The 26,177-nt window shown below is 62.6% G+C and carries 26 protein-coding genes; 2 read left to right on the top strand and 24 right to left on the bottom strand.

Translation table 11 applies throughout. From position 1 onward, the window contains the following. Nucleotides 1-2: 2 nt before the first annotated feature. The 6 genes from gspF to KC8_RS04035 form a co-directional block, all read right to left on the bottom strand. Entirely contained in the window at nucleotides 3-1,226 is a 1,224-nt protein-coding gene (gene gspF / locus KC8_RS04010; RefSeq protein WP_010127278.1) for a type II secretion system inner membrane protein GspF, read from the bottom strand. Continuing rightward, on the bottom strand, nucleotides 1,219-2,745 hold the full coding sequence (gene gspE / locus KC8_RS04015; RefSeq protein WP_010127276.1) for a type II secretion system ATPase GspE: 1,527 nt from the start codon (nucleotides 2,743-2,745) through the stop codon (nucleotides 1,219-1,221). The genes gspF and gspE overlap by 8 nt, the downstream gene beginning before the upstream one ends. Further along, complete coding sequence (gene gspD, locus KC8_RS04020) at nucleotides 2,742-4,916, bottom strand: type II secretion system secretin GspD (protein WP_010127275.1); 2,175 nt, start codon at nucleotides 4,914-4,916, stop codon at nucleotides 2,742-2,744. Before gspD ends, gspE begins: the two co-directional genes overlap by 4 nt. Continuing rightward, nucleotides 4,913-5,755: a type II secretion system protein N gene (locus tag KC8_RS04025; protein ID WP_010127274.1), complete on the bottom strand. Its 843-nt coding sequence runs from the start codon at nucleotides 5,753-5,755 to the stop codon at nucleotides 4,913-4,915. Before KC8_RS04025 ends, gspD begins: the two co-directional genes overlap by 4 nt. Nucleotides 5,756-5,860: 105 nt before the next feature. After that, nucleotides 5,861-6,631, bottom strand: coding sequence for a prepilin peptidase (locus KC8_RS04030; RefSeq protein ID WP_010127273.1), 771 nt, complete (start codon nucleotides 6,629-6,631; stop codon nucleotides 5,861-5,863). Then, on the bottom strand, nucleotides 6,628-7,116 hold the full coding sequence (locus tag KC8_RS04035; RefSeq protein WP_010127272.1) for an SH3 domain-containing protein: 489 nt from the start codon (nucleotides 7,114-7,116) through the stop codon (nucleotides 6,628-6,630). Before KC8_RS04035 ends, KC8_RS04030 begins: the two co-directional genes overlap by 4 nt. Nucleotides 7,117-7,229: 113 nt before the next feature. Between KC8_RS04035 and KC8_RS04040 the strand changes: the two genes are divergently transcribed. After that, entirely contained in the window at nucleotides 7,230-8,228 is a 999-nt protein-coding gene (locus KC8_RS04040) for a 2-hydroxyacid dehydrogenase (protein ID WP_010127271.1), read from the top strand. Between the two features lie 73 nt (nucleotides 8,229-8,301). Further along, on the top strand, nucleotides 8,302-8,592 hold the full coding sequence (locus tag KC8_RS04045; RefSeq protein ID WP_010127270.1) for a hypothetical protein: 291 nt from the start codon (nucleotides 8,302-8,304) through the stop codon (nucleotides 8,590-8,592). A gap of 55 nt (nucleotides 8,593-8,647) precedes the next feature. Here KC8_RS04045 and KC8_RS04050 read toward each other — a convergent pair whose 3' ends face one another. From KC8_RS04050 to ndhC, 18 genes are all read right to left on the bottom strand, one after another. Further along, nucleotides 8,648-8,923: a DUF1467 family protein gene (locus KC8_RS04050; RefSeq protein ID WP_010127269.1), complete on the bottom strand. Its 276-nt coding sequence runs from the start codon at nucleotides 8,921-8,923 to the stop codon at nucleotides 8,648-8,650. Nucleotides 8,924-8,934: 11 nt separating this feature from the next. Beyond that, nucleotides 8,935-10,575, bottom strand: a complete 1,641-nt coding sequence (locus KC8_RS04055) for a ribonuclease J (protein ID WP_029624780.1) — start codon at nucleotides 10,573-10,575, stop codon at nucleotides 8,935-8,937. A 72-nt stretch (nucleotides 10,576-10,647) separates the two neighbouring features. Further along, on the bottom strand, nucleotides 10,648-11,361 hold the full coding sequence (locus KC8_RS04060) for a biotin--[acetyl-CoA-carboxylase] ligase (RefSeq protein ID WP_029624779.1): 714 nt from the start codon (nucleotides 11,359-11,361) through the stop codon (nucleotides 10,648-10,650). Next, nucleotides 11,358-12,797 carry an NADH-quinone oxidoreductase subunit NuoN gene (gene nuoN, locus KC8_RS04065; protein WP_010127266.1) on the bottom strand — a complete coding sequence of 480 codons (1,440 nt, stop codon included), beginning with the start codon at nucleotides 12,795-12,797 and terminating at the stop codon, nucleotides 11,358-11,360. Before nuoN ends, KC8_RS04060 begins: the two co-directional genes overlap by 4 nt. Next, nucleotides 12,797-14,332 carry an NADH-quinone oxidoreductase subunit M gene (locus tag KC8_RS04070; protein ID WP_010127265.1) on the bottom strand — a complete coding sequence of 512 codons (1,536 nt, stop codon included), beginning with the start codon at nucleotides 14,330-14,332 and terminating at the stop codon, nucleotides 12,797-12,799. Before KC8_RS04070 ends, nuoN begins: the two co-directional genes overlap by 1 nt. A 7-nt stretch (nucleotides 14,333-14,339) precedes the next feature. After that, complete coding sequence (nuoL, locus tag KC8_RS04075) at nucleotides 14,340-16,394, bottom strand: NADH-quinone oxidoreductase subunit L (RefSeq protein WP_010127264.1); 2,055 nt, start codon at nucleotides 16,392-16,394, stop codon at nucleotides 14,340-14,342. A 7-nt stretch (nucleotides 16,395-16,401) separates the two neighbouring features. Further along, a complete protein-coding gene (gene nuoK, locus KC8_RS04080; RefSeq protein ID WP_010127262.1) occupies nucleotides 16,402-16,707 on the bottom strand; it encodes an NADH-quinone oxidoreductase subunit NuoK in 306 nt (101 codons plus the stop codon). Then, complete coding sequence (locus KC8_RS04085; protein WP_010127261.1) at nucleotides 16,704-17,315, bottom strand: NADH-quinone oxidoreductase subunit J; 612 nt, start codon at nucleotides 17,313-17,315, stop codon at nucleotides 16,704-16,706. The genes nuoK and KC8_RS04085 overlap by 4 nt, the downstream gene beginning before the upstream one ends. Before the next feature lie 123 nt (nucleotides 17,316-17,438). Next, nucleotides 17,439-17,924, bottom strand: coding sequence for an NADH-quinone oxidoreductase subunit NuoI (nuoI, locus tag KC8_RS04090; protein ID WP_010127260.1), 486 nt, complete (start codon nucleotides 17,922-17,924; stop codon nucleotides 17,439-17,441). After that, complete coding sequence (gene nuoH, locus KC8_RS04095; RefSeq protein WP_010127259.1) at nucleotides 17,921-18,973, bottom strand: NADH-quinone oxidoreductase subunit NuoH; 1,053 nt, start codon at nucleotides 18,971-18,973, stop codon at nucleotides 17,921-17,923. The genes nuoI and nuoH overlap by 4 nt, the downstream gene beginning before the upstream one ends. After that, complete coding sequence (gene nuoG, locus KC8_RS04100) at nucleotides 18,970-20,973, bottom strand: NADH-quinone oxidoreductase subunit NuoG (RefSeq protein ID WP_010127258.1); 2,004 nt, start codon at nucleotides 20,971-20,973, stop codon at nucleotides 18,970-18,972. The genes nuoH and nuoG overlap by 4 nt, the downstream gene beginning before the upstream one ends. 4 nt (nucleotides 20,974-20,977) lie before the next feature. Beyond that, nucleotides 20,978-22,294 (bottom strand): NADH-quinone oxidoreductase subunit NuoF, encoded by a 1,317-nt coding sequence (nuoF, locus tag KC8_RS04105; protein ID WP_029624778.1) that lies wholly within the window; start codon nucleotides 22,292-22,294, stop codon nucleotides 20,978-20,980. Next, nucleotides 22,291-22,959 (bottom strand): complex I 24 kDa subunit family protein, encoded by a 669-nt coding sequence (locus KC8_RS04110; protein WP_010127256.1) that lies wholly within the window; start codon nucleotides 22,957-22,959, stop codon nucleotides 22,291-22,293. The genes nuoF and KC8_RS04110 overlap by 4 nt, the downstream gene beginning before the upstream one ends. Beyond that, nucleotides 22,959-23,264, bottom strand: coding sequence for a nuclear transport factor 2 family protein (locus KC8_RS04115; RefSeq protein ID WP_037496937.1), 306 nt, complete (start codon nucleotides 23,262-23,264; stop codon nucleotides 22,959-22,961). The genes KC8_RS04110 and KC8_RS04115 overlap by 1 nt, the downstream gene beginning before the upstream one ends. 50 nt (nucleotides 23,265-23,314) lie before the next feature. After that, nucleotides 23,315-24,541, bottom strand: coding sequence for an NADH-quinone oxidoreductase subunit D (locus tag KC8_RS04120; protein ID WP_010127254.1), 1,227 nt, complete (start codon nucleotides 24,539-24,541; stop codon nucleotides 23,315-23,317). Further along, the gene (locus KC8_RS04125) at nucleotides 24,541-25,164 is read right to left on the bottom strand and encodes an NADH-quinone oxidoreductase subunit C (protein ID WP_010127253.1); all 624 of its coding nucleotides are present in this window, start codon (nucleotides 25,162-25,164) and stop codon (nucleotides 24,541-24,543) included. Before KC8_RS04125 ends, KC8_RS04120 begins: the two co-directional genes overlap by 1 nt. Then, on the bottom strand, nucleotides 25,161-25,712 hold the full coding sequence (locus KC8_RS04130; protein WP_010127251.1) for a NuoB/complex I 20 kDa subunit family protein: 552 nt from the start codon (nucleotides 25,710-25,712) through the stop codon (nucleotides 25,161-25,163). Before KC8_RS04130 ends, KC8_RS04125 begins: the two co-directional genes overlap by 4 nt. After that, a complete protein-coding gene (ndhC, locus tag KC8_RS04135; RefSeq protein WP_010127250.1) occupies nucleotides 25,703-26,080 on the bottom strand; it encodes an NADH-quinone oxidoreductase subunit A in 378 nt (125 codons plus the stop codon). The genes KC8_RS04130 and ndhC overlap by 10 nt, the downstream gene beginning before the upstream one ends. Nucleotides 26,081-26,177: the final 97 nt, after the last annotated feature.

The following is a 26,177-nucleotide window of genomic DNA, read 5'->3' on the forward strand; positions in this document are numbered from 1 at the left end:
CCTCATACGCCCGCTAGCGTGTCGAGCTGAAGAATGGGAAGGAGAATCGACAGTACGATCAGCGCGACGATGCCGCCCATCAGCACGATGATGGCCGGCTCGAGAAGCGACAAGGCGGCTGCCGTGAAGGCATCAAATTCCCGCTCCAGATAGTCCGCCGCGCGTTCGAGCATGATATCCAGCTTACCAGCGGCCTCGCCCGATGCCGCCATGTAGACCAGCAATGGCGGAAACACACCGGCCCGGCGCAGCGCCACCGAAAGGCTGCCGCCACCGCGGATCGCTTCGACGATATCGGCAGATGCGGCCCTGAGGACACGGTTATGGATCGTACCGGTTGTCAGCGAAAGCCCTTCAAGCAACGGCAATCGGCTGGACACCATGGTCGACAGCGTACGCGCCATCCGGGCAGCATGGAGATCGCGGACCAATCGACCGATCAAGGGCAGGCGCAAAATGGTGCGGTCGACGGCCATGCGCACATGCGGTTCTCGCAGCGCGCGCCAGCCGATTACCCCCAATGCGCCCAGCATGATGAGCAGTGCCCACCACCAGCTTTGCAGGAAAGCGGATATGCCAATGACGATGCGGGTCAACAATGGCAACGTCTGTCCGACACTATCGAACTGGGCGACCACCTGAGGCACCACGAAGATCATCAGGGCGAACACCACGCCCACCGCCACGACCGCCAGAACGATCGGATATGCCAGTGCTGTCAATACCTTGGCGCGCACTGCTGCCTGTCGTTCGAGCAGATCGGACAGGCGATCGAGGATCGTCGGCAATGATCCGGAGCTTTCACCCGCCGACACCATCGCACGATATAGCGGTGGGAAGCTTTTGGATTCACGCGCCATGGAATCGGACAGACGGCGGCCTTCGAGCACCCCGGCATGAACGACATCCAGCACATGGCGGACATGAGGTTGCTCGGCCTGGCGCGCGATGGTCCGCAACGCCTCTTCAAGCGGAGCGACTTCGCTCAATGTAGCAACCTGACGGGTGAACAAGGTGAGTTGCTTGGCCGACAGGCGGCGTTTCAGTCCCAAACCGCCGGTGCGCGACAACAGCGAAGGCGATGCGTCCGAACCCGCTTCGATCCGCACGACATAAAGCCGTCGGGCCTCGAGTTTGGCTCGCCCATCAGCCGGATTTTCCGCCAGCACACTGCCCCGCCGTTCGCGGCCACCAATATCCAGTGCAACATAATCATAACTAGGCATCGACGGCCTCGCGCCGGCTGATCCGCACCGCTTCTTCCGCCGTAGTCTGCCCGTCAAGAACCAGTGCCCGGGCCGCAACCGTCAAGGTCGGCGCGCTGCGGAAGGCGTGCGCGGAAATCGCGGTCTCGTCGCCACCGGCATTGATCAGGCCACGGATGGTATCGTCCACGCGGACGGCCTCGAACACACCGACGCGGCCCTTATAACCCGTGCCGTTACATTGTTCGCAGCCCTTCGCCTCATAAATCGTCGTTCCGGGTGGAATAGCCAGCAACGCCGCAACCGAAGCCGATGCGACAATCGGATGCCGGCAAGTCGGGCACAAGCGCCGCACTAGCCGCTGGGCGATCACCGCGCGTAGCGTGGACGCCAGCAAGAACGGCTCGACCTTCATGTCGCGCATACGCGTGATGGCGCCGACGGCGTCGTTGGTATGGACCGTGGACAGGACGAGATGGCCCGTCAGCGATGCCTGCACCGCAATTTCCGCGGTTTCACGGTCACGGATTTCGCCGATCATCACCACATCGGGATCCTGGCGCAGAATTGCGCGCAAACCGGCCGCGAAGGTGAGGCCGACCTTCGTATTCACTTGTGTCTGGCCGACGCCTTCGATGGCATATTCGACCGGATCCTCAACCGTCAGGATATTGCGGCTGCCGTCGTTGAGCAGGCGCAGCCCGGCATAAAGGGTGGTCGTCTTACCGGAACCTGTAGGCCCGGTAACGAGAATGATGCCATTGGGTTCGGCGATGGCATCGTTGAACACCGCCAGAATGGCAGGCGGCATCCCCAGCACATCCAGTTCGATCCCCGCATTTTCCTTGTCGAGAATACGCAGCACGACCCGTTCACCGGCACGACTGGGCAATGTCGAAACACGCACGTCGAGCAGCTTGCCGCCCAGCGCAAGGCCAATCCGGCCGTCCTGCGGCACACGCCGTTCGGCGATGTCGAGGCGGGCCATCACCTTGATGCGGCTGACCACCACGGGAGCGACGTGCGCCGGCATCCGCAGCGTTTCACGCAGAACGCCGTCAATCCGCATGCGCACGACGAGGCCGGTTTCATAAGGTTCGATATGGATATCGGACACACCCTGCCGCGCGGCATCCGCGATGATGCCGTTGATCAGTCGGATCGCCGGCGCGTCATCCGCCGAATCGAGCAGATCATCCGCGGTCGGCAGGTCGGTGGCCAGCATTGCCAGTTCATCGCCCAGCCCGAGTGAACCTGCCGCATCCGCCGCTGCCTGGCCATCCATCGTGTAAGCGTCGTGCAGAACGCGGTCGAACGCTTCCGAAGACATTTTCTCCACCGCGAACGGCCGGCCGAAGCAGCGACGCAATTCGATCAACGCACGCGGATCGCCACCGTCCTTGAGGGCGACCGTCAGCACGTCTTGTCCACCGCCGACAAGGGCGACGCCAAAGCGCCGGGCAAACGCATAAGGAATGCCAATCGGCGTCGTCCGCAATGCGGGAGTCTCGTCAGATTCGTCGCCGCGCGCGATCCTCACTTTTGCTCCTTTGCCGGCGGCACCGGCACCGGGCGGACCACTTCGGTTGAAGAACGCACCGTCGGCGTGATGATTTCCGGCGTCACCGACGACGGCGATGCCGCCGGCTGCGCGATCGGGACACGCGGAGGCGCAGCCCCCATATAATCGCGCACCAGTTCGTCGATGGTCGGCTCGCGTTCGGGCCGTTGCATGGCCTGCATGTCGCGGATGTAGCCGTACCGCTGGCCGGCGACGCTGCGTGCATCCGCCGCACTGCGAATGATCGTCGGACGGATGAACACCATCAGATTGGTCTTGGTGCGTGAACGCGATCGGGATTTGAACAATTCACCAACGCCGGGAATATCGCTGAGCAGCGGAATCCGTTCGATCGTCTTGCGTTCATTGTCGTCCAGCAGGCCACCAAGCGCGATGATTTCGCCATCATCCACCGTCACGGTGGTTTCGATCTCGCGCTTGTTGAGGATCAGTTCGCTATTGTCGTTCGAAACCGGACCCGCGATCGAACTGACCTCTTGCCGCAGGAACAGCTTGATCGCCCCGCCGGCATTGATCTGGGGTTTCACCTCCAGCTGGACGCCGACATTCTGGCGCTGAACGGTGCGAAAGGCATTGTCGAAATTATTGCTCAGCGCTTGTCCCGTCGTCACCGGAATTTCCTGACCGACGAGCAGCTTGGCTTCCTGATTATCCAGCGTCATCACTGACGGCGTAGACAGAATGTTCGATTCCGTATCCGATCGCACGGCATTGATGATCGCGCCAAAGATCATGCCATTGTTGGTCTGCCCGCCCAACCCGAAAAAGCCGCCGCCAGCCCCGAGGATCGAATTGACCGCGGCCTGGGCCAGCTGATCGCTCACCGCGTTATTCGTGGTGGTGGTCGTTGTGTTGCCGTTCACGGTCGTCGTGCTGGTGTTGAGTTCGCGCGCGCCGATCGCGCCGGCGATCGACAGGATACTGGGCGCAGTATTCGAATAATTGGTTGCGGCGAACGGGATGGCGCTGCCCTTCAAACCGCCAAGCAGGAACTGAACACCAAGCTTGCGCGCGGCATTATCGGAAATCTCAACGATGATCGCTTCGACCAGCACCTGCTCGCGTCGCGTATCGAGTTGGCGGATAACCTCGCCCAATGTGCGCTGCATATCGCTTGTGGCTGCCACGACGATTGCATTGGCCCCTTCGAAGCGGGCGATTACCGGCTGGCCTCGCCCCGGCGCCGCAGCGGCGCTGCTGGCAGGGGCAACCGATTCCTCGGCCGGCGATGCATTGCCGGCGGCCGCCCTCTTGCCGCCGCCGGATGCCGGCGTCACCTGCTGGCCGACGATCTGCTGAAGCACCGGCAACAACTGCCCGGCATCGGCATGTTCGAGAAAGATGACACGGATTTCGCTACCGCTGGCGGCCCGCCGGTCGAGTTCTTCCGCGATCTGGGAAAGCCGCGCAACCGTACCCGGATCGCCCCTGAGCGCGATTGAGTTGGAACTGTCGATCGCCACCACCGAAACCGATGCCCCGGCAGTGGCAGCCCCCTCGCCTCCCCCGCCACGCGGTGCACCAGCCAGCGCCTGAAGCGACTGGGCGATTTCGCGCGCACCGGCATTGCGCAGCGCAATCACCCGCGTAGTCGCCGAATCCCGATCGATACGACTGATCAGTTCGCGAATGCGACGAATATTGTCGGCATAATCGGCCACGACGACAGCATTGCCCGCACGATTGGCCGTCACCGATCCTTCACGGCTGACGAGTGGACGGATGGTTTCTGTCGCCGAAGTCGCATCGATGGTTTGAAGCCGGAATACTTCGGTCACGAAACTGTTGCTGGAACTGCCGCGCGAACCCACTCGGCCCGGCTGGGTTGCAGCGGTGTCCACCGGCTGAACCCGGAATGCGCCCCCCGTCGTCGGCACCGCGACCAGCCCGTTGGCACGCAGCGTGGACAGGAACACCTCCAGATATTCGGTACGCGACAACGGTTTGTCGGTAACCACCGAAACCTTACCCTGAACGCGGGGATCGATAATGAAGGTACGACCGGTGACGCGCGCGGCGTCTTGAATGAAGGCGCGAATATCCGCATCGCGCAGGTTCAGCATCTGCTGGGCCGGCACCGGCGACGCGAGCGCCAGCGCCAAAGCGGAAACCAGAATCAAACGCTTCATTGGCCCGCCTTTACCCGCAATGCGACGATCCGCCCGCCCCGCTCCACCTCTACGGCAACCTCACCGCCTTGCGCCAGTCGGGACTGTAATTGGCCGGCGGCCGCGGCATCGGCCACCGCCTGCCCTCCAACCGACACCAGCACGTCTCCCGGCAGCAGCCCGGCGGCGCGAAATGCGTTGCCCCCGCCTTTCGGTTGCAAGACGATGCCCGTCACCGCCCCGCCCTGCACTCGTGGCGTTGCCTGCGTTTCATCCATCAGCGCAAGCGGCGGCGGTGGAGCGCCGGCAATCGCCAGGCCTGGCGGAATCCCGGCAAGGCCCGGCCCCGTGCCCGTCGGCGCCCCGGCGGCGACAGTCTCGACAGGTGTCGATTGATCGAGATAGACCAGTTCGTCCGATCCGCCGCGCGTCACCGTGATGCTGTCGAAGCTCACAGCCTTCAGCATTACGCCGGGAAGAATTTCATCGCCCACCGCGAAACTGGCCTGCGTGCCATCCGGCAGGCCGATAATCGCCGATCCCCGGCCCGACGCCTGATCGGCCCGCGTACCGAACAATTTGATGTCGAGCGCAGTGACGACAACCGGACCGTTCGCATCACTCAGCCGGAAAAAGGGATCGAACGTGCCCAAAATCGAAACAGCGGCGACCGGCGTTGCGCCCTGATCGTCCGCCCGCCATTCCCCCACCGGCCCAACCGGCGTCACCGCTGCATAGATCAGTCGCGCCCCCTGGATCGCCAGCAGACCGATCAGGATAATCTCCGCAACATTATAAGCAGTGTAGCGCGGTAACCGGCGCAGCAAGCGTTGAGCGCGCCGATCGAAGGACAATTGCATCAAATACCAACCTCTGCTGGTCCGCCACCACCCCGTTATGACAGGTCTGGCCAACGCTGTTAACTACGCACAAGCGACCGCTTTGATAGTTGATCACCATCACCGTCAACCCACGGATGCGATCAGCCACAAAGGCCATGAAACGAGCGCCATCAACGCACCAAAGGGCACCTCCTGATCACGTCGCACTTCGCCGCCATTCAGCCGGCGGAGGGCGACAGCGACAAGACCCGTCGATGCCGCACCAAGCAGGAGCAGCGGCAGGGCCTGCCATCCCAAGGTCAGCCCGATCGCGCCCAGCAGCTTGGGGTCGCCGCCGCCCATGCCTATACGACCACGCAGCAATCGATAGCCGAGCGCGATCGCGGCCAGCACGCCAAAGCCGGCCAACCCGCCAATTGCCCGGGCGCCAAGATCCGGGCCGACACCAGCCACGCCACCGGCAAGGCCAACCAGCGCGAGTGCGGCCACCAGCGGATTGGGCAACCAAAAATGCTCCGCATCCAGCGTGCCGAGCGCAACCAGCGACCAGCCGAACGCCGCCCCGACAATGCCCGCCACCCCAGGGGCGACAGCAAAAGAAACCAGCCCGATTCCAGCGCAGGCCAGTTCAATGCCCGGGTGGCGGCGATTGATCGCAACACCACATGTCGCGCACCGCCCCCGGCGCAACAGAAAGCCCAGCAGCGGCAGCAGATCGACGATGCCGAGCACCCGGCCACAGCCATCGCATGCCGAACGCCCGCTGATCACGGTACGGCCCTGCGGCCAGCGGATGACAAGCGTTGCGAGGAAACTGCCGATCACCGCGCCCAGCAAGAAACCGCAGGCCGCCCATGCCCAAACGGGCAAGGCAGCCCCAAAACCAGCGGTCACTTCACCACTTCGTCCTCAGCCACGCCCCACAAATGGCGGGTTTCGATCCGTCCGGTCCGGCCTTTCACGTCCAGTTCGCACCAGCCATCCCGGCACCGGCTGATCTTGCCAACCACGCCCGGGGCCACACGCCAGTCGATCCGCCCGTCCGCGTCTGGCGTCGCCCGCAGCGGACTGATTTCACCGACGACGATCGCGGTGCGCTGTTCGGACAGGAGGATCGATTTGACCCAGCCCTGTTCGCCTTCGGGGTCTTCCACCTTGCGCCAGTCTTCGTGCAACTGGATCACCCGCAACGGCAGGCCCGGGCGAATATATTTCCACGTTGCCGGATAATTGGTGCCCGGCCCCGTCCGCAACAATGCTTCCTTCGCGGCGATCGAAACCCAATAGGGCACCTGCTTTTTCGACTGCGCAATGGCCGCGGCCGGTAACAGCGCCACCAGCGCGAGGCCGAGCATCGCGATCCGCTTTACCCAATCCATGAAAACCCCCTCGAACGGACACGTCGCCAGCCACTACAGTCTAGCGGCCAGAATACCACGTCTTCAAGCCCGCGACGCTTGACGACGCCCCCCGCCGGCGCTTAGCGCAAGTCATGACCGATCCTATTCGCCCTGCGCGTCCCACGGTCGCAATCACGCGTCGTCTGCTGCCCGAAACGGAAGCGCGGATCGCGGAACTGTACGACGCCAGCTTCAATCCCGGCGATCGCCCGATGGATCGCGCGGCGCTCGCAGCCGCGATGGCCGATGTCGATGTCCTCGTCCCCACCGTCACCGATGAAATAGATAGCGCGCTGATCGCCGCTGCCGGCCCCCGGCTGAAGCTGATCGCCAATTTCGGCAATGGCGTGGATCATATCGATCTGGCGGCCGCGCGCGCGCGCGGCATCATCGTCACCAACACCCCCGGCGTTCTGACCGAGGACACGGCGGACATGACGATGGCACTGATCCTGTCCGTGCCACGCCGGCTGGCCGAGGGCGAAAAGCTTGTCCGGTCGGGCCAGTGGGATGGCTGGAGTCCGACAGGAATGCTCGGTCACCGCATCGGCGGCAAGACTCTGGGGATCATCGGCATGGGCCGGATCGGCCAGGCTATCGCCCGGCGCGCACGCGGCTTCGGCCTCGCAATCCACTATCATAACCGCAACCGCCTGCCCAAGGTGATCGAAGATGAACTGGGCGCGACGTATCACGCGGATCTCGATGTGATGCTGGGTCAGATCGATATCATATCGGTCAATTGTCCGCACACACCCGCGACACACCACCTTCTGGATGAACGGCGCCTCGCGTTGCTCCAGCGTCATGTCTATCTGATCAATATCGCGCGTGGCGAAATCGTCGACGAAGCCGCCTTGATCCATGCCCTGGAAACGGGCCGCATCGCGGGCGCCGGTCTGGATGTTTTCGAACATGAACCGGCGGTCGATGCGCGCCTGCTGGGCCTCGCCAACGTCGTGCTGCTGCCCCATATGGGTTCGGCGACATTCGAGGGACGGGCCGCGATGGGCGCCAGGGTCATCGCCAATATCCGCGCGTGGTGGGACGGCCATCGCCCCCCCGATCAAGTTCTTGAAGGCTGGGCCTGATCTCAGGCGGAACGCCCTTTTCCGATAAGCGTTGGACAAAAGGTTCTAAATGCGAGGAGCGAAAAGGATGAGGATGACAAACCCAATTGCCGGAACCGCATTGCTGGCGGTCGCGCTGGCTTTTGCGCTGCCGGCCCAGGCCGGCGGGGTGAAGGAAATCGGTAAGGGCGCGGTCATCGGCGGTGCCGGCGGCGCGGTCGTGGGCGCGGTTGTCCCGGGCATTTCAACGGGTGAAGGCGCACTGATCGGCGCGGCCGGCGGTGCCGTGATTGGCGCGCTTGATAAGGGCGACAAAAAGTGGCGCCGCGATAGTCAGGGCCGCAAATATTACATCGATAAGCAGGGGCGCCGCCGCTACAAATAATCGCGCCCCATACTATAAGCCCGGCGAGACATGCTCTCGGCCGGGCTTTGATTGCTCAGACCCGACGATCCGGGGTTGAAAACAAATCAATCGTATCCGTCCCGATCCAGCCGTTCACGTAGTTGAGATAGAATAGGCCAAACAGCACCGCAGCCAGCAATGTTGTCCAGAGGCTAGTCTTGGCAAAACTGAAATGCGCGGGCGCACCGTCCGCCTGGCCGGGAACATGCGGTTGAACCTCATCCGCCGACCGTGGCCGGAACGGCAGGACAAAGAAATAGCTCAACGCCCAGAACAGCGTATAAATCGCCAGCGCCGATGTGAACTTCATTTCCGCGCTCCTCAGACCCGGATGATCGAAACGTCGACAATCGGTTTTTTACCGGTCCATTGCGCTGCGCGACGCCGCACCGCAAGGCGGATCGCCTCGCGCAGCTTGGCCTCGTCTTTGGAACCGTCGTTCGCGGCATCCGCCGCAGCATCCCGGGCTTCGACAAGAAAATCGTCGCGATCTTCCTCGACCGGAATACCCTGAAGCATGATCGCGGGTTCGCCGCTCACCCGCCCCCTGGCGTCGATCGCGACCGTCACCGCAATCACCCCATATTGCGAAATGCGGCGGCGCTCGTTGATCGTCGATCCGTCAGCCGGGAGGATCACGTCACCATCAAGGATCAACCGGCCAACCCGTTCATGGCCAACCAGCGCCGGCCCATTCGGCGCAAGGCGGAGCACCTGGCCGTTCTGCTGGACAATGCCGCGCGGAACGCCACAGGAGGCCGCAAACCGCGCCTGTTCGGCCATGTGCCGCATCTCGCCATGAACCGGCAGGATGATGTCGGGACGAATCCACTTGTACATCAACTCCAGTTCGGGCCGGCCCGGATGGCCGGATACATGCACATGCGCCTGCCGGTCGGTAACCATCAGCACACCGCGTTCGGCCAGGCGGTTCTGGATGCGGCCGATCGCGATTTCATTGCCCGGAATCTGCTTGGACGAGAACACTACGGTGTCCCCTTCCGACAGCTTGATCTGGTGGCTGTCGAACGCGATCCGGGCAAGCGCGGCGCGCGATTCGCCCTGCCCGCCGGTCGCGATGATCATCACCTCCGATGGCGGCAGGCGCATCGCTGCATCGAAATCGATGGTCGCGGGAAAATCCTTCAGATAGCCGCACGCCTTGGCAACCTTGATGATGCGATCCAGCGAACGCCCGGCAACGCAAAGCTGTCGTCCAGTGTCCAGCGCCACTTGGCCCAGCGTCTGCACCCGCGCCGCGTTCGACGCGAATGTGGTCACGAGAACCCGGCCACGCGCGGCCGCGATCACCCCGTCCAGCCCTTCGCGGACGGCGGCCTCGGATCCCGACGCATCGTCGTTGAACACATTGGTCGAATCGCAGACGAGCGCGAGCACGCCTTCATCGCCGATCGCTTCCAGTTCGGCGGCGGTCGATGGCGTGCCCAGCAGCGGCTCATCATCCAGCTTCCAGTCGCCGGTGTGAAAAATGCGCCCGTGCGGTGTCTCGATCAGCAGCGCATTGCCCTCGGGGATCGAATGGGCCAGCGGCACATAGGTGAAGCCGAACGGCCCAAGGCGGAAACTGCCTTCCTGGTCGATAACGTGCAGCTTTACCTTGTTGCCCAGTCCCTCTTCGTCAAGCTTGCCGCGGATCAGGCCCGCCGTGAACGGCGTCGCGTACAGCGGTACGCCAAGGTCCGCTGCGAGATAGGGGATCGCACCGATATGATCCTCATGCCCGTGAGTCAGCACGATGCCGAGCAGATCCTTGGCCCGTTCCTCGATAAAAGAGAGGTCCGGCAGAATCAGGTCGACGCCCGGATAACTGGAATCGGCGAAAGTCAGGCCGAGATCGACCATCACCCATTTGCCTTGCGTGCCGTAGAGGTTGACGTTCATGCCAATCTCCCCCGAACCGCCAAGAGCGAGGAAAAGCAATTCGTTACCAGGTGTCGTCACTTTTTCGGGAATCCAGTTCTAAGCCGCCCCCGCATCATGCGGAGCGTTGCGCGCATACGGGCACGCAGCCGTCTATATCAGGAAAACATCCCCCGCGTGGAGGATATGCACTCGGCCATCGGCAAGCCGAAGCCGCAGCGCGCCACTTTCGTCCAGGCCATCGAACAGGCCTTCGATATAATCGCCGTCCGCGCCGGTGGTGCGCAGCGGCGTACCGATGACATGCGCGCGGGCCAGCCATTCGCGGCGTATGCCCGCAACCCCCTCGGTCCGCCAACGTGCCAGCCAACGTGCGAACGCATCGGCAAGATCGACAAGAAACGCCGCGGGATCGGGTGCCCCCAGCCCCGACGCAGCGAAGCTCGCCGTCTGCCGGTCCAGGCCTTCGGGCCGATGCGCGAGATTGACGCCGAAACCAACGACAACCGCGTCACCGGCGGATTCGAGCAGGATGCCCGACATTTTCGCACCGTCGAGCAGCAGATCATTCGGCCATTTCAGCACGATCCGTCCATCGCCGGCATAGGCAGCCGCGACCTGATGAAGCGCGAGGGCAGCGACCATTGCCAGCATCGCGGGAGGCGGATCACCCGCGCGCAACCGAACGATCGTACTGGCGAACAAATTGCCGGGGGGCGATTGCCAGGGCCGGCCATGCCGCCCGCGCCCGCCGGTCTGGGTGTCCGCGCGAAGCCATAGCCCCTCGCGTTCACCCGCCCGCGCGAGCGTGGCTACGTCGTCGTTGGTCGACCCCGTAGCCGCTATCGTCCGGATATCGGCGATCAGAACAGCGCCCGTGCCGCCGCCATCGCCGCAGCGCCCAGCGCCGGGATGGCCAGATAGCCGAGCGGCGAAACGAACAGTGCCGAAATCGCGATCAACCCGCCTTCGATCTTGCTTTCCGATGGCGCGAAGGCCGGGGCGGCTTCATCGAAGTACATCGTCTTGACGATCTTCAGATAATAAAAGGCGCCGATCACCGATGTCGCGATACCGATCATCGCCAGCGGCCACATGCCGACACCGACGAGGGCATCGAACACCAGGAACTTCGGCCAGAAACCGAACAGCGGCGGGATACCGGCGAGGGAGAACATGAACATCGCCAACGCCGCAGCCAGCGCCGGCCGCGTGCGCGACAGGCCCGAAAGGCTGGCGATCGTTTCCACCGGCTGGCCATCCGCGTCGCGCATCTGCATGATGCACAGGAAACTGCCCACCGTCATCGCGACATAGACCGCCATATAGGTCATCACCGCCGCCACACCATCCTGCGTGCCGGCAGCAAGGCCGAACAGCGCGAAGCCGACATTGTTGATCGACGAATAAGCCAGCAGCCGCTTGATGTTGGTCTGGCCGATCGCCGCGACACCGCCCAGAATGGTAGACGCCAGCGCCGAGAAGATGATGATCTGGCGCCACGCATCGGTCGCCCCGCCCATCCCTTCGACCGCGACGCGGACAAGCAGCGCCATTGCCGCCACCTTGGGCGCCGACGCGAAGAATGCCGTCACCGGGGTCGGCGCGCCTTCATACACGTCGGGCGTCCACATGTGGAACGGCACCGCCGAAATCTTGAAGGCAAGGCCTGCGAGCACGAACACCAGACCGAACATTTCGCCCATGCCCAGGCCATCGCCGAAGGCCGCAGCCACGCCGTCGAACGCCGTCGTACCAGTAAAGCCGTAGAGCAGCGAGATACCATAAAGCAGGATGCCCGAGGCCAGCGCGCCAAGGACGAAATATTTCAGGCCCGCTTCGGCCGAACGCGTATCGCGCCGCATGAAACTCGCCAGCACATAGGCCGCAAGGCTCTGCAGTTCGAGCCCGACATACAGCGTCAGCAGATCGGCCGCCGACACCATCATGCCCATGCCAACGGCGGATAGCAGGATCAGGATCGGATATTCCGCACGCACATTGCCGTTACGGGCGAAGAAAGCCGGGGCAACCACCATGGTGACCGCCGCTGCAATATAGATGAGAACCTTGGCGAAAGCCGCGAAATTGTCGGCGCGATACAGGCCGTCAAAGCCGTCACCGCCATGCCCGGCCGGGCCAAGCAGCGACAGGCCGGCCGCCACGAACAGGCCAAAGGCCGCCCAACTGATCACCTTCGTCATCTTGTCGCCGCCAAAGGCCGCAACCATCAACAGCGCGAGCGCGCCGAGCGTAAGGATCAGTTCCGGCAGCGTCAGCGCAAGGGACTGGATGAAAGACATTAGTGGTGCGTCCCTTCGTGCGCGGCGGCAGCGGGTTTGGCGGCAGGCTTTCCGGCCGTGACATGCGCATCGCCGGTGAAGCCCGATTGCTCGACCCGCGCGACAAGCATGCCGATGTCGCGGCGGATCGGCTTCAGGAAGCTTTCCGGATAAACGCCCATCCACAGAACGGCGAGGCCGATCGGCAGCAGCAGCGCGATTTCGCGCGGCGTCAGATCGGGCATCGCGGCGACATCCGCCTTGTCGAGCTTGCCGTAGCAGACCCGCGCATAAAGGTAGAGCATGTACGCCGCGCCAAGGATGATCCCCGTCGTCGCCACGAACGCCACCCAGCTATTGGCGTGATAGGCGCCAACCAAGCTGAGGAATTCACCGACGAAGCCCGACGTACCCGGCAGGCCGACCGATGCCATGGTGAACAGCATGAACAGCAGCGCATATTTGGGCATGTTATTCGACAGGCCACCGTAACGCGCGATTTCACGGGTATGCAGGCGATCGTAGATTACGCCGACACACAGGAACAGCGCGCCCGAAACCAGCCCGTGGCTGAGCATCACCAGCATCGCACCTTCCAGCCCCTGCTGGTTGAACGCGAACAAGCCGATGGTGACGAACGCCATGTGGGCGACCGACGAATAAGCGATCAGCTTCTTCATGTCGGTCTGCACCAGGGCGACGAGCGAGGTATAGACCACCGCCACCATGCTGAGGCCCATGACCAGCCAGAACAGTTCGGCCGACGCCTGCGGGAACATCGGCAGCGAGAAGCGGATGAAGCCGTAGCCGCCCATCTTCAAGAGCACGCCCGCCAGGATCACCGAACCCGCCGTCGGCGCCTGAACGTGCGCGTCCGGCAGCCAGGTGTGGACCGGCCACATTGGCATCTTCACCGCAAACGAGGCGAAGAAAGCCAGGAACAGCCATGTCTGCGCCTGCACCGGGAAATTATAGGCCATCAATGTCGGGATGTCGGTGGTGCCCGCTTCGCGCGCCATCCACAGCATCGCGACCAGCATCAGCACCGATCCGAGCAGCGTGTAGAGGAAGAATTTGTAGCTCGCGTAGATCCGGTCCGCACCGCCCCAGATGCCGATGATCAGATACATCGGGATCAGGCCGGCTTCGAAGAAGATGTAGAACAGGAACAGATCCTGCGCCGCGAACACGCCGATCATCAGCGCTTCCATCAGCAGGAAAGCGGCCATGTATTCCGGCACGCGCTTCTCGATCGCTTCCCACGATGCACCGATACAGATCGGCATCAGGAAGACCGAAAGCATGATCAGCACCAGCGCGATGCCGTCGATGCCCAGCGCCCAGGAAAAACGACCGAACAGATCGATCCGTTCGACGAACTGCCACTGCGCACCCGATGGATCGAAATTGACCCACAACAGGATGCCGAGAACCAGTTCGACCAGCGTGGCCGCCAGCGCCAGCCAGCGCGCGCCCTGCGCACTGACGAACAGGCAGGCCAGCGCTGCCAGCACCGGCAGCGCGATCATCAGGGTAAGGATGGGAAAGCCCGTCATATCTTTATCAGCCCGCCATCGCCCAGGTCGCCGCGGCCGCAAGGCCCAGCAGCATCACCAGCGCATAGGTATAGACATAGCCGGACTGGAGCCGGCGGGTGAGCGCGCCGCCGCCGACCACGAGGTGCGCGACACCATCGGGACCGAAGCGGTCGATCGTCCCCTGATCCCCACGCTTCCAGAAGAAGCGGCCGAGCGCGAAGCACGGACGGACAATCAGGAAATCGAACAACTCGTCGAAATACCATTTGTGGAGCAGGAAATCGTACAGGACGTGGAACTGCGCTGTGAAACGCGACGGGATCGTCGTGTCGATCACATAGGCCCACAAAGCGATCAGGAAGCCGGTGATCATCACCGCCGTCGCCGAAAGCTTCACCCACAACGGCACTTCATGCATCGCGTGCATCAAATGGCTGTCGAACGCGAGGCTGCCCTTCCAGAACTCCACGCCATGCTCCGCATCTAGGAACGCGGTGTGGAACACATAGCCCGCAAAGATCGCTCCGATCGTCAGCACCATGAGTGGCACCAGCATCGGCCAGGGGCTTTCATGCGGGTGATAGCCCAGCGTGCCATGCTTCACCTGATCGATACCAAGATCGTCATGGTGCGGCTCATGTCCGGCATGTTCATCCGCCGGATGATCGTGCTCGTCATGATGATGAACGGCGTGCTGGATATGCTCCGACCCGGCCCAGCGCGGCTTGCCGTAGAAGGTGAGGAACATCAGACGCCACGAATAGAAGCTCGTCAGCAGCGCCGCAAACACCGCGACCGCAAAGGCCACGCCGCCCGACGTCGTACCGCTGGCGAACGCCGCCTCGATGATCGCATCCTTCGAATAGAAGCCCGCGAACCCGAACACGCCCAGTACACCCACGCCCGTGATCGCCAGCGTGCCGGCCATCATCGCCCAGAAAGTCAGCGGAATATGCTTACGCAGGCCGCCATAGAAACGCATGTCCTGTTCGTGGTGCATCGCATGGATCACCGAGCCCGCCCCCAGAAACAGCAGTGCCTTGAAGAACGCGTGGGTGAACAGGTGGAACATCGCCGCACCATAGGCGCCGACGCCGGCGGCGAAGAACATGTAGCCGAGCTGCGAACAGGTTGAATAAGCGATCACGCGCTTGATATCGGTCTGTGTCGTGCCGACGGTCGCCGCGAACAACGCGGTGGCAGCGCCCACATAGGTCACAACATGCAACGCAATATCGCTGGTTTCGAACATCGGCGACAGGCGGCAGACCATGAACACGCCCGCCGTCACCATCGTCGCGGCATGGATCAGCGCCGACACCGGGGTCGGGCCTTCCATCGCATCGGGCAGCCAGGTGTGCAGGCCAAGCTGGGCCGATTTGCCCATCGCGCCGACGAACAGCAGCAGGCAGAGCAAGGTCATCGTATCGACGCGATAGCCCAGGAAGCCGATGGTCGATCCGGTCATGCCGGGTGCCGCTTCCAGGATCGCCGGGATCGAAACCGTGCCGAACACCAGGAACGTACCAAAGATACCGAGCGAGAAGCCGAAATCACCGACGCGATTGACGACGAACGCCTTGATCGCCGCCGCGTTCGCGGATGGCTTGTGATACCAGAAACCGATCAGCAGGTAAGACGCAAGCCCCACCCCTTCCCAGCCGAAGAACATCTGCACCAGGCTGTCGGCCGTCACCAGCATCAGCATGGCGAAGGTGAACAGCGACAGATACGCGAAGAAACGCGGCTGGCTGTCGTCCTCGGCCATATAGCCCCAGCTATACAGGTGGACGAGGCTGGAAACCGTGGTCACCACCACCAGCATCACCGCCGTCAGCGTATCGACGCGCAGCGCCCAGTCGACCACCATGTCGCCCGAACGGATGAAAGTCAGCACCGGTTCGACATAGGCTTCGGCGTTGCCGCCAACGAAGCTGAGAAAAATCGGCCAGGACAGCGCGCACGACGTGAACAGCGCGCCCGTCGTAATCACCTTGGCGATGACATTGCCGAGCATGCGGTTGCCGAGGCCCGCGACGATTGCCGCCAGAAGCGGCAGGAATACAATGAGCTTGATCACCGAATGATCACCCCTTCATCCGGTTGATATCATCAACCGCGATCGTGCCGCGGCCGCGGAAATAGATCACAAGGATCGCCAGACCGATTGCCGCTTCACCAGCGGCCACGGTCAAAACGAACATCGCGAACACCTGACCCACGAGATCACCAAGGAAAGCCGAAAAGGCCACGAGGTTGATGTTCACACTGAGCAGGATCAGTTCGATCGCCATCAGGATGATGATGACGTTCTTCCGGTTCAGGAAGATGCCGAACACCCCCATCACGAACAGGATCGCCGAAACGACCAGATAATGCTGGATACCGATCACAGCTCCACCCCCTGTCCGACGGGCTGGTTGATATTGCGCACCGCGTCTTCGGGGCGACGCTTGACCTGCGCCGCCACATTCTGCGGACGGGTGCCGCCGCGGGCGCGGTGGGTCAGCACGATCGCGCCGATCATCGCCACCAGCAGGACCAGTCCTGCGGCTTCGAAAATATACAGGTAACGCGTGTAGATCACCGTACCGAGCGCCTCGATATTGGGCACTTCAGCCGGGATCGGCGCAACCGTGCGGGCCATGTCGATGCCGCCGGCATCCCATGCCGCCGTCGCGAAGATGATTTCCGCCAGCAGCACCAGCACCAGCAACACGCCGAATGGCGCGTAACGGGCAAAGCCGGCGCGCAGTTCGGCGAAATCGATGTTGAGCATCATCACCACGAACAGGAACAGCACCGCAACCGCGCCGACATAGACGATGACGAGCAGCATCGCGATGAATTCGGCGCCGACCAGCACCATCAATCCCGCCGCATTGAAGAAAGCGAGGATGAGCCACAGCACGGAATGCACCGGGTTGCGCGCGGTCACGGTCAGGGCACCTGCGGTGACCACCATGAAGGCGAACAGATAAAAGGCGATCGTCTGGATCACGTTACGATACCACTTCCCCGTTCGTGTCGAGCGAAGTCGAAACACGTTGTCCTGCGGTCACAGCCCTCGGCTTCGCTCGCAACGAGCAAGTACCGGAAAGGCTTGGTTGGAATGCGCTGGCCATTACCGGTACGGCGCATCGGCGGCAATGTTCGCGGCAATCGCGCTTTCCCAGCGATCCCCGTTCGAAAGCAACTTCGACTTGTCGTAGATCAGCTCTTCGCGCGTTTCCGTCGCATATTCGAAATTCGGTCCTTCGACGATCGCGTCGACCGGGCAGGCCTCCTGACAGAAACCGCAATAGATGCACTTCGTCATGTCGATGTCGTAGCGCGTGGTGCGGCGGCTGCCATCTTCACGCGGTTCGGACTCGATCGTGATTGCCTGCGCCGGGCACACCGCTTCGCACAGCTTGCACGCGATGCACCGTTCTTCCCCGTTGGGGTAGCGGCGCAGCGCATGCTCACCACGGAAACGGGGCGACAGCGGGTTCTTTTCGAACGGATAGTTGATCGTCGCCTTGGGCTTGAAGAAATACTTCAAGGTCAGCCAGTGCGCCTTCACGAACTCCCAGAGGGTGAAGGATTTGACGATATGCGCGAGGCTCATGACAGCACGCCCGAATAGCGGGTGAGCATCAGCCACCCCGAGACAAGAAACACCCAGAACAGCGACAGCGGGAGAAAAATCTTCCAGCCCAGCCGCATCAGCTGGTCGTAGCGGTAGCGCGGCACCGTCGCCTTCACCCAGCTGAACACGAAGAAGAAGAACAGGATCTTCGCGAACATCCAGAAGATGCCGGGGATGGCATAAAGCGGCGCCCAATCGATCGGAGGCAGCCAGCCGCCCCAGAACAGCACGGCGTTCAGCGCGCACATCAGCAGCACGTTGCCATATTCGCCGAGCCAGAACAAAGCGAACGCCATCGACGAATATTCGGTCTGGTAACCGGCGACGATTTCGCTTTCCGCTTCGGTCAGATCGAACGGTGCGCGCGCGGTTTCGGCCATCGCCGAAATCAGGAACACCACCGCCATCGGGAACAGCAATGGGTTGAACCCGAAACCGTTGATGAAGCCGAAGACGTGGGCGCGCTGCGCTTCGATGATGCCGGACAGGTTGAACGTCCCCGCCCACAGCACGACCGAGATCAGCACGAAGCCGATCGACACTTCATAGCTCACCATCTGCGCGGCCGCGCGGATCGCCGAATAGAAGGGATATTTCGAGTTGGACGCCCATCCGGCCAGGATCACGCCATACACGCCGAGCGACGATGCCGCGAGAATGTAGAGCAGGCCGACATTGATATCCGCCAGCACCATATCCGGGCCGAACGGGATCACCGCCCAGCCGATCAGCGCGATCGTGAAGGTGATGATCGGCGCCAGCAGGAACAAGCCGCGATTGGCCGCCGACGGGATGATGGTTTCCTGCAGGAATACCTTCAAACCGTCCGCGAACGACTGGAGCAAGCCGAACGGACCGACGACGTTGGGACCGCGACGCAGCGCCATCGCCGCCCAGATTTTGCGATCGGCGTAGATGATCATCGCCACCGCCAGCATCAGCGGCAGGGCGATCATCAGGATCAGGATCAGCGTCGCGACAAACCAGCCGAGGCCGTAGCCGAGGACGCCCTGGAACCAGGCGGTCATTCCGCAGCCTCCGCGAAGCTTTGTCCGTGGATCAGTTCGGCCGAGCAACGCTGCATCGTGTCGCTCGCCCGCGCGATCGGATTGGTGAGGTAGAAGTCAGCGATCGGATAGCCGATCGTGCCGGATGCGGACGCGGAAATCGCGGGCGGCGCCCAGTCATAAGCGGCCAGCCCGAGTTCACCCAGCGCCGGCACGTCCTTGGCCATCGCCGCGCGCAGCGCATCGAAGGTGTCGAACGGCAGCGTGTGGCCCAGCACATCGGACAGCGCGCGCAAAATCGCCCAATCCTCGCGTGCGTCACCCGGCGGGAACACCGCCCGGTCGCCGCGCTGCACCCGGCCTTCAGCGTTCACATAGGTGCCGGCCTTTTCGGAATAAGCCGCCGCCGGCAGGATCACGTCGGCCTGCGCCGCGCCACGATCGCCATGATGGCCGATATAGACCTTGAAGCTCTTGGCAAAGCGATCGTCGCTCACTTCGTCGGCGCCGAGCAGGAACACCAGCTTGGGCGATTTCGCCGCAACGGCGGCGATGCCGCCCGCCTGCGCATAGCCCAGCATCAGCCCGCCCATGCGCGAAGCCGCCATGTGGAGGACGTTATAGCCGTTCCAGCCGTCCTTAATCAGGCCAAGCGGACCGACCAGCGCGAGCGTCGCGCCGTGCGCGCCAGCCTTCAGGCCACCGCCGCCAAGGATCAGCGCCGGGCGATGGGCGGCCGCAAAGGCATCCTTCACCTCCTGCGGCAGATTGCCGAGCAGCGACAGATCGTTGCCGAGCCACGTCACCGGATAGGTCAGATCGACTTCCGGGCCGACCGCGAACACCGTGGCCCCCGCCTTCACCGCCTTGCGGATGCGCGTGTTGACCAGCGGCGCTTCCCAGCGGACATTCGATCCGACGATCAGGATGGCGTCCGCCGTCTCGATGCCCGCGATCGTGCTGTTGAAATTGACCGCCGCCATGTTGGTGCAATCATAATCAAGGCCTGTCTGGCGGCCTTCCAGCAGATCGGAACCCATCAGACCGACCAGCTTCTTGGCGGCATACATGGTTTCGCAATCGACCAGATCGCCTGCGATCGCGGCAACGCTTGCGCCCGCCTGCACATCGGCGATCGCCTGAAATGCTTCGCCCCATGTCGCTTCGACCAGCTTGCCGGACTTGCGCACGAACGGCTTGTCGAGGCGGCGACGGACAAGGCCGTCGACGGCATGACGCGTCTTGTCCGACGCCCATTCCTCGTTCACGTCGTCGTTGATACGCGGCAGCGCGCGCAGCACCTGACGGCCCCGGCTGTCGAGACGGATGTTGGTGCCAACGGCGTCCATCACGTCGATCGCAGCGGTTTTCGTCAGTTCCCACGGCCGCGCTTCGAACGCGTAGGGCTTCGACGTCAGTGCCCCCACCGGGCACAGATCGACGACATTGCCCGAAAGCTCGGACGAAACCGCCTTCTCCAGATAGGAGGTGATCTGCATGTTTTCGCCGCGGCCGATCGCGCCGATTTCCTCGACGCCGGCGACTTCCTCGGCAAAGCGCACGCAGCGCGTGCACTGAATGCAGCGGGTCATCACCGTTTTCACGATGGGGCCCATATATTTCTCGGTCACCGCGCGCTTATTCTCGTCATAGCGAGAATTGCCACGGCCATAAGCCACCGACTGGTCTTGAAGATCGCACTCGCCGCCCTGATCGCAGATCGGGCAATCGAGCGGGTGGTTGATGAGGAGGAACTCCATCACCCCTTCCCGCGCCTTCTTGACCAGTGCGCTATCGGTGCGGACTTCCTGATTGTCGGCGGCCGGCAGCGCGCACGAAGCCTGCGGCTTGGGCGGCCCCGGCTTTACTTCGACCAGGCACATCCGGCAGTTGCCGGCGATCGACAGCCGTTCATGATAACAGAAACGCGGAATTTCCTTGCCGGCAGCCTCGCACGCCTGAAGCACGGTGGCTCCGGCGGGGACTTCGACTTCGATCCCATCGACGGTTAGCTTGGGCATTCTCTTACTCCGCCGCGACCGCGAGGGTCGCGGAACCCTGCTTTTCAAGGATCCGCCGTTCGATTTCCGGGCGGAAATGGCGGATCAGGCCCTGGATCGGCCACGCCGCCGCATCGCCCAGCGCGCAGATGGTGTGGCCTTCGACCTGCTTGGTCACATCGTGCAGCATGTCGATTTCGGACAGGTCGGCATTGCCTTCGCGCAACCGTTCCATCACCCGCCACATCCAGCCGGTGCCTTCGCGGCACGGCGTGCACTGGCCGCAGCTTTCATGCTTGTAGAAATAGCTCAGCCGGCTGATCGCGCGAACGATATCGGTGGACTTGTCCATCACGATCACCGCCGCAGTGCCAAGGCCTGAACCCAGCGCGCGCAGGCCATCGAAATCCATCGGCGCGTCCATGATTTCCCTGGCCGGCACCAGCGGCACCGACGAACCACCGGGGATCACCGCCAGCAGATTGTCCCAGCCGCCACGAATGCCGCCAGCGTGCCGGTCGATCAGTTCGCGAAAGCTGATGCCCATCGCTTCTTCAACGACGCAAGGCTTGTTCACATGGCCGCTGATCTGAAACAGCTTGGTGCCCTTGTTGTTCTCGCGCCCGATGGACGAGAACCACGAAGCCCCGCGCCGCAGGATCGTCGGCGTCACCGCGATCGATTCCACATTGTTCACGGTCGTCGGGCAGCCATAAAGGCCGACACCCGCCGGGAATGGCGGCTTCAGGCGCGGCTGGCCCTTCTTGCCTTCGATGCTTTCGATCTGCGCGGTTTCCTCGCCGCAGATATAGGCGCCGGCGCCGCGATGGACGAAGACGTCGAAATCATAGCCCGATCCGCAGGCATTCTTGCCGAGGAAACCCTTGGCATACGCCTCGGCCACGGCCGCAAACAGCGTTTCGGCTTCGCGGATGAATTCACCGCGAATGTAGATGTAGGCCGCGCGCGCGCGCATCGCATAGCCTGCGACCAGCGCGCCTTCGATCAGCTTGTGCGGATCATGGCGGATGATTTCGCGGTCCTTGCACGAACCGGGTTCGGATTCGTCGGCGTTGATGACCAGGAAGCTCGGCCGGCCATCCTTCGATTCCTTGGGCATGAAGCTCCACTTCATACCGGTCGGGAAGCCCGCGCCGCCACGCCCGCGCAGGGCGGACGCCTTGATTTCCTCGATGATGGCGTCCTGCCCACGCGCGAGCAGATCGCGGGTGTTATCCCAGTCGCCGCGCTTCATCGCCGCGTCGATGTTCCACGGCTGGAAACCGTGGAGGTTGGTGAAGATGCGGTCTTTGTCCGCAAGAGGCGCGATCACGTCGCTCATGCCCACTGCCCCCGATAATCGTGGTTTTCGGACACCATTTCCTTCAGCGTCGTCGGGCCACCTTCGGGGCAGCTCGTCTGACGATCGATCTGCGGGCCGGCCTTGGGGGTTTCGCCCCGCGCCAGCGCTTCAAGGATGGCCGTCGTCGTCTCGAAAGTCAGGTCTTCGAAATTGTCGTCGTTGATCTGCACCATCGGCGCGTTGGCGCAGGCGCCCAGACATTCGACTTCGGTGAGCGTGAACAGCCCGTCCGCAGTGGTCGCGCCCTTGCTCAGCCCCTTGGCCTTGCACGCGGCGAACACATCGTCCGATCCGCGCAACATGCACGGCGTCGTTCCGCACACCTGCACATGATAACGCCCGACAGGCGCCAGATTGTACATCGTGTAGAAGGTCGCAACTTCGTAGGCCCGCATGTAGGGCATCGAAATCTGCTTCGCGACATATTCGATCACCGGCACCGGCAGCCAGCCCTGTGTCTGCGTCTCCGCGCCCACCTGGCGCTGGGCCAGATCGAGCAGCGGCATGATCGCCGAATGCTGGCGGCCCGGCGGATAGCGCGCGATGATGCCCTTGGCGTTGGCCTCATTGACGTCCGACCACGCGAAATCGCCCCAGCGGGCGCGCGTTTCGGCTTCGTCGGGGATATGGGCTGCGTCAGCCATTAGCGGATGAACTCCACACGCGACACCTTGTCGCCCTCAAACGAATAGATGGACATGACTTCGAACTTGTCGCCATCCGGCGCGCGTTCGACCTTCTCATGCAGCAATACGGTTTCACCCAGGCACCAGCTGCCAATGATGTCGGCTCGGTTCTGCGGGAACTGCGCGAACATCGCCTTGAGGCCGGAACGCACGCCTTCCTTGCCATCGCGCAACACCGCACCGCGATAGCCCGCCTCGCAGGCATCGTCGGTCATGTACGCCACATAGGCGTCAGCAGCCTGCGCGTTGTAGACCGCGATCATTTTTGTCGCGATCGCGATGCGCTCGTCGGCCGAGATCTGCGTGGTCACACTCACCGGTCGCACTCCCCGAACACGATATCCATGGCGCCGAGGATCGCGGTGATGTCGGCGAGCATGTGGCCTTTGGCCATGAAATCCATCGCCTGCAGATGGCTGAACGCGGTCGGCCGGATCTTGCAGCGATAGGGTTTGTTGGTGCCATCGGACACCAGATAGACGCCGAACTCGCCCTTCGGGCTTTCGGTGGCGACATAAACCTCGCCCGCAGGGACGTGGAATCCTTCGGTGTACAGCTTGAAGTGGTGGATCAGCGCTTCCATCGAACGCTTCATTTCGCCGCGCTTGGGCGGCACCACCTTGCGATCGAGCGAGGCGATCGGGCCTTCGGGCATCTGCTGCAAGCACTGCTTCATGATCCGCGCCGACTGGCGGACCTCTTCCACGCGCACCATGAAGCGATCATAGCAATCGCCCTTGGTGCCGACCGGCACGTCAAATTCAACCTTATCATAGGCGTCGTAAGGCTGGCTCTTGCGGATATCCCAGGGGATGCCCGAACCACGGATCATCGGGCCGGAAAAGCCCCACTTCACCGCATCTTCCTTGCTGACGACAGCGATATCGACATTGCGCTGCTTGAAGATGCGGTTGTCCGCAACCAGGCTGATCGCGTCCTCGAACAGCTTGGGCAGGCGCGTGTCGAGCCAGTCGCCGATGTCGGTCAACAGTTTCAGCGGCACATCCTGATGGACGCCGCCGGGGCGGAACCAGGCCGCGTGCATGCGCGCGCCCGATGCACGTTCGAAAAAGCCGAGGCAATCTTCGCGGATTTCGAACATCCACAGGTTCGGCGTCATCGCGCCGACGTCCATGACGTGCGACCCGAGGTTGAGCATGTGGTTGCAGATGCGGGTCAGTTCCGCGAACAGCACGCGCAGATATTGCGCGCGTTCCGGCACTTCGATCCCCAGCAGCTTTTCAACCGCCAGCACATAGCTGTGCTCCATGCCGAGCGGCGAGCAATAATCCAGCCGGTCGAAATAGGGCAAAGCCTGCAAATAGGTCTTGTATTCGATCAGCTTTTCGGTGCCGCGATGGAGCAGGCCGACATGCGGATCGGCGCGTTCGACGATTTCGCCGTCCATCTCCAGCACCAGGCGCAGCACGCCGTGCGCGGCCGGGTGCTGCGGACCGAAATTGATCGTATAGTTCTGGATTTCCAGATCGCCCGCCGTCTGGGCGGTGTCCGGGGTCAGGTCGCTATAGGTGGTCGCCATCACTTCTTGACCTCATCGGCCTTCTCGTCGCCGGGCAGGATGTAATCGGCACCTTCCCACGGACTCATGAAGTCAAAGCTGCGAAAATCCTGCACCAGCTTCACCGGCTCATAAACGACGCGCTTCTGCTCTTCCGAATAACGCAGTTCGACGAAGCCCGTCAGCGGGAAATCCTTGCGCTGCGGGTGGCCGCGAAAACCATAATCGGTCAGGATACGCCGCAGATCGTCATTGCCGGAAAACAGCACGCCATACATATCGAACACTTCGCGTTCGAGCCAGCCGGCAACCGGCCACAGGCCTGTCACGCTGGGCACTGGCGTCACATCGTCGCAAGCCACATGCACGCGCAGGCGATGGTTCTTCGTCAGGCTGAGCAGGCAATAGACCACCTCGAACCGGGGCGTCCGATCCGGCCAGTCGACCCCGGCGATCTCCATCAGCTGCTGATAGGCCAACTCGTCACGCAGGATCGTCATTGCTTCGACCAGCGCATCCGCGCGGACATGGAGCGCGATTTCGCCCACTTCCTCGCGCGTATGGACCAGACGATCGCCAAGGGCAGCCTTGGCCGCGTCGATCACGCCCGCGTTGGACGCGTATTTCGGATAAGACACGCTCACCGTTCGATCGTCCCCTCGCGGCGGATCTTCCGCTGCAACTGCATCACACCATAAAGCAGGGCTTCGGCGGTCGGCGGGCAACCGGGGACATAGATGTCCACGGGCACGATCCGGTCGCAGCCACGCACCACCGAATAGCTATAGTGGTAATAGCCGCCGCCATTGGCACAGCTGCCCATCGAGATGACGTATTTCGGCTCCGACATCTGATCGTAGACCTTGCGGAGCGCGGGGGCCATCTTGTTGCACAGCGTGCCGGCGACGATCATCACGTCGGACTGACGCGGCGATGCGCGCGGGGCAGCACCGAAACGCTCCATGTCGTAACGCGGCATGTTGACGTGGATCATCTCGACCGCGCAGCAGGCAAGACCGAACGTCATCCACCACAGCGAGCCTGTGCGCGCCCACTGGAACAGATCTTCGGTAGAGGTGACGAGGAAACCCTTGTCGTTCACCTGGCTTTGCAGATCGAGGAAGAAATCCTGATCGGGCTGGCGAACAACCGCACCGCCAGCGACGGACTGGGCCGAAAGCTCTACTCCCATTCCAGCGCTCCCTTCTTCCACGCATAAATGAAGCCGATGGTCAGTTCAGCAAGGAAGATCATCATCGCAAGCCAGCCGGCAAACCCGATCGCGCCGAGCGAAACCGCCCAGGGAAACAGGAACGCCGCTTCAAGGTCGAAAATGATGAATAGGATCGCGACGAGGTAGAAGCGCACGTCGAATTGCGCGCGGCTATCCTCGAACGCGGGAAACCCGCACTCATATTCAGCCAATTTATCCGGGTTGGGCTTGTCCGCCCCCGTGAACTTCGCCGCGACGATCGGCAGGAACACGAAGGCAGCCGAAAGCACGATCGCGACGCCCAGAAAGAGCAGGATCGGCAGATATCCGGCGGCAACCGACGCCATGACTTATCTCCGCTTGAGCGATTTCGAGTCGAAGCTGAAGGCCCAACCAGACGAAAACCGCGGAAAAACACAAAATCAGGCCGGGATACGGCCTTTC

Origin of the sequence: Sphingomonas sp. KC8 (assembly GCF_002151445.1) — a bacterium.
In the GTDB taxonomy this organism is placed as follows: Bacteria; Pseudomonadota; Alphaproteobacteria; order Sphingomonadales; family Sphingomonadaceae; genus Sphingomonas_E.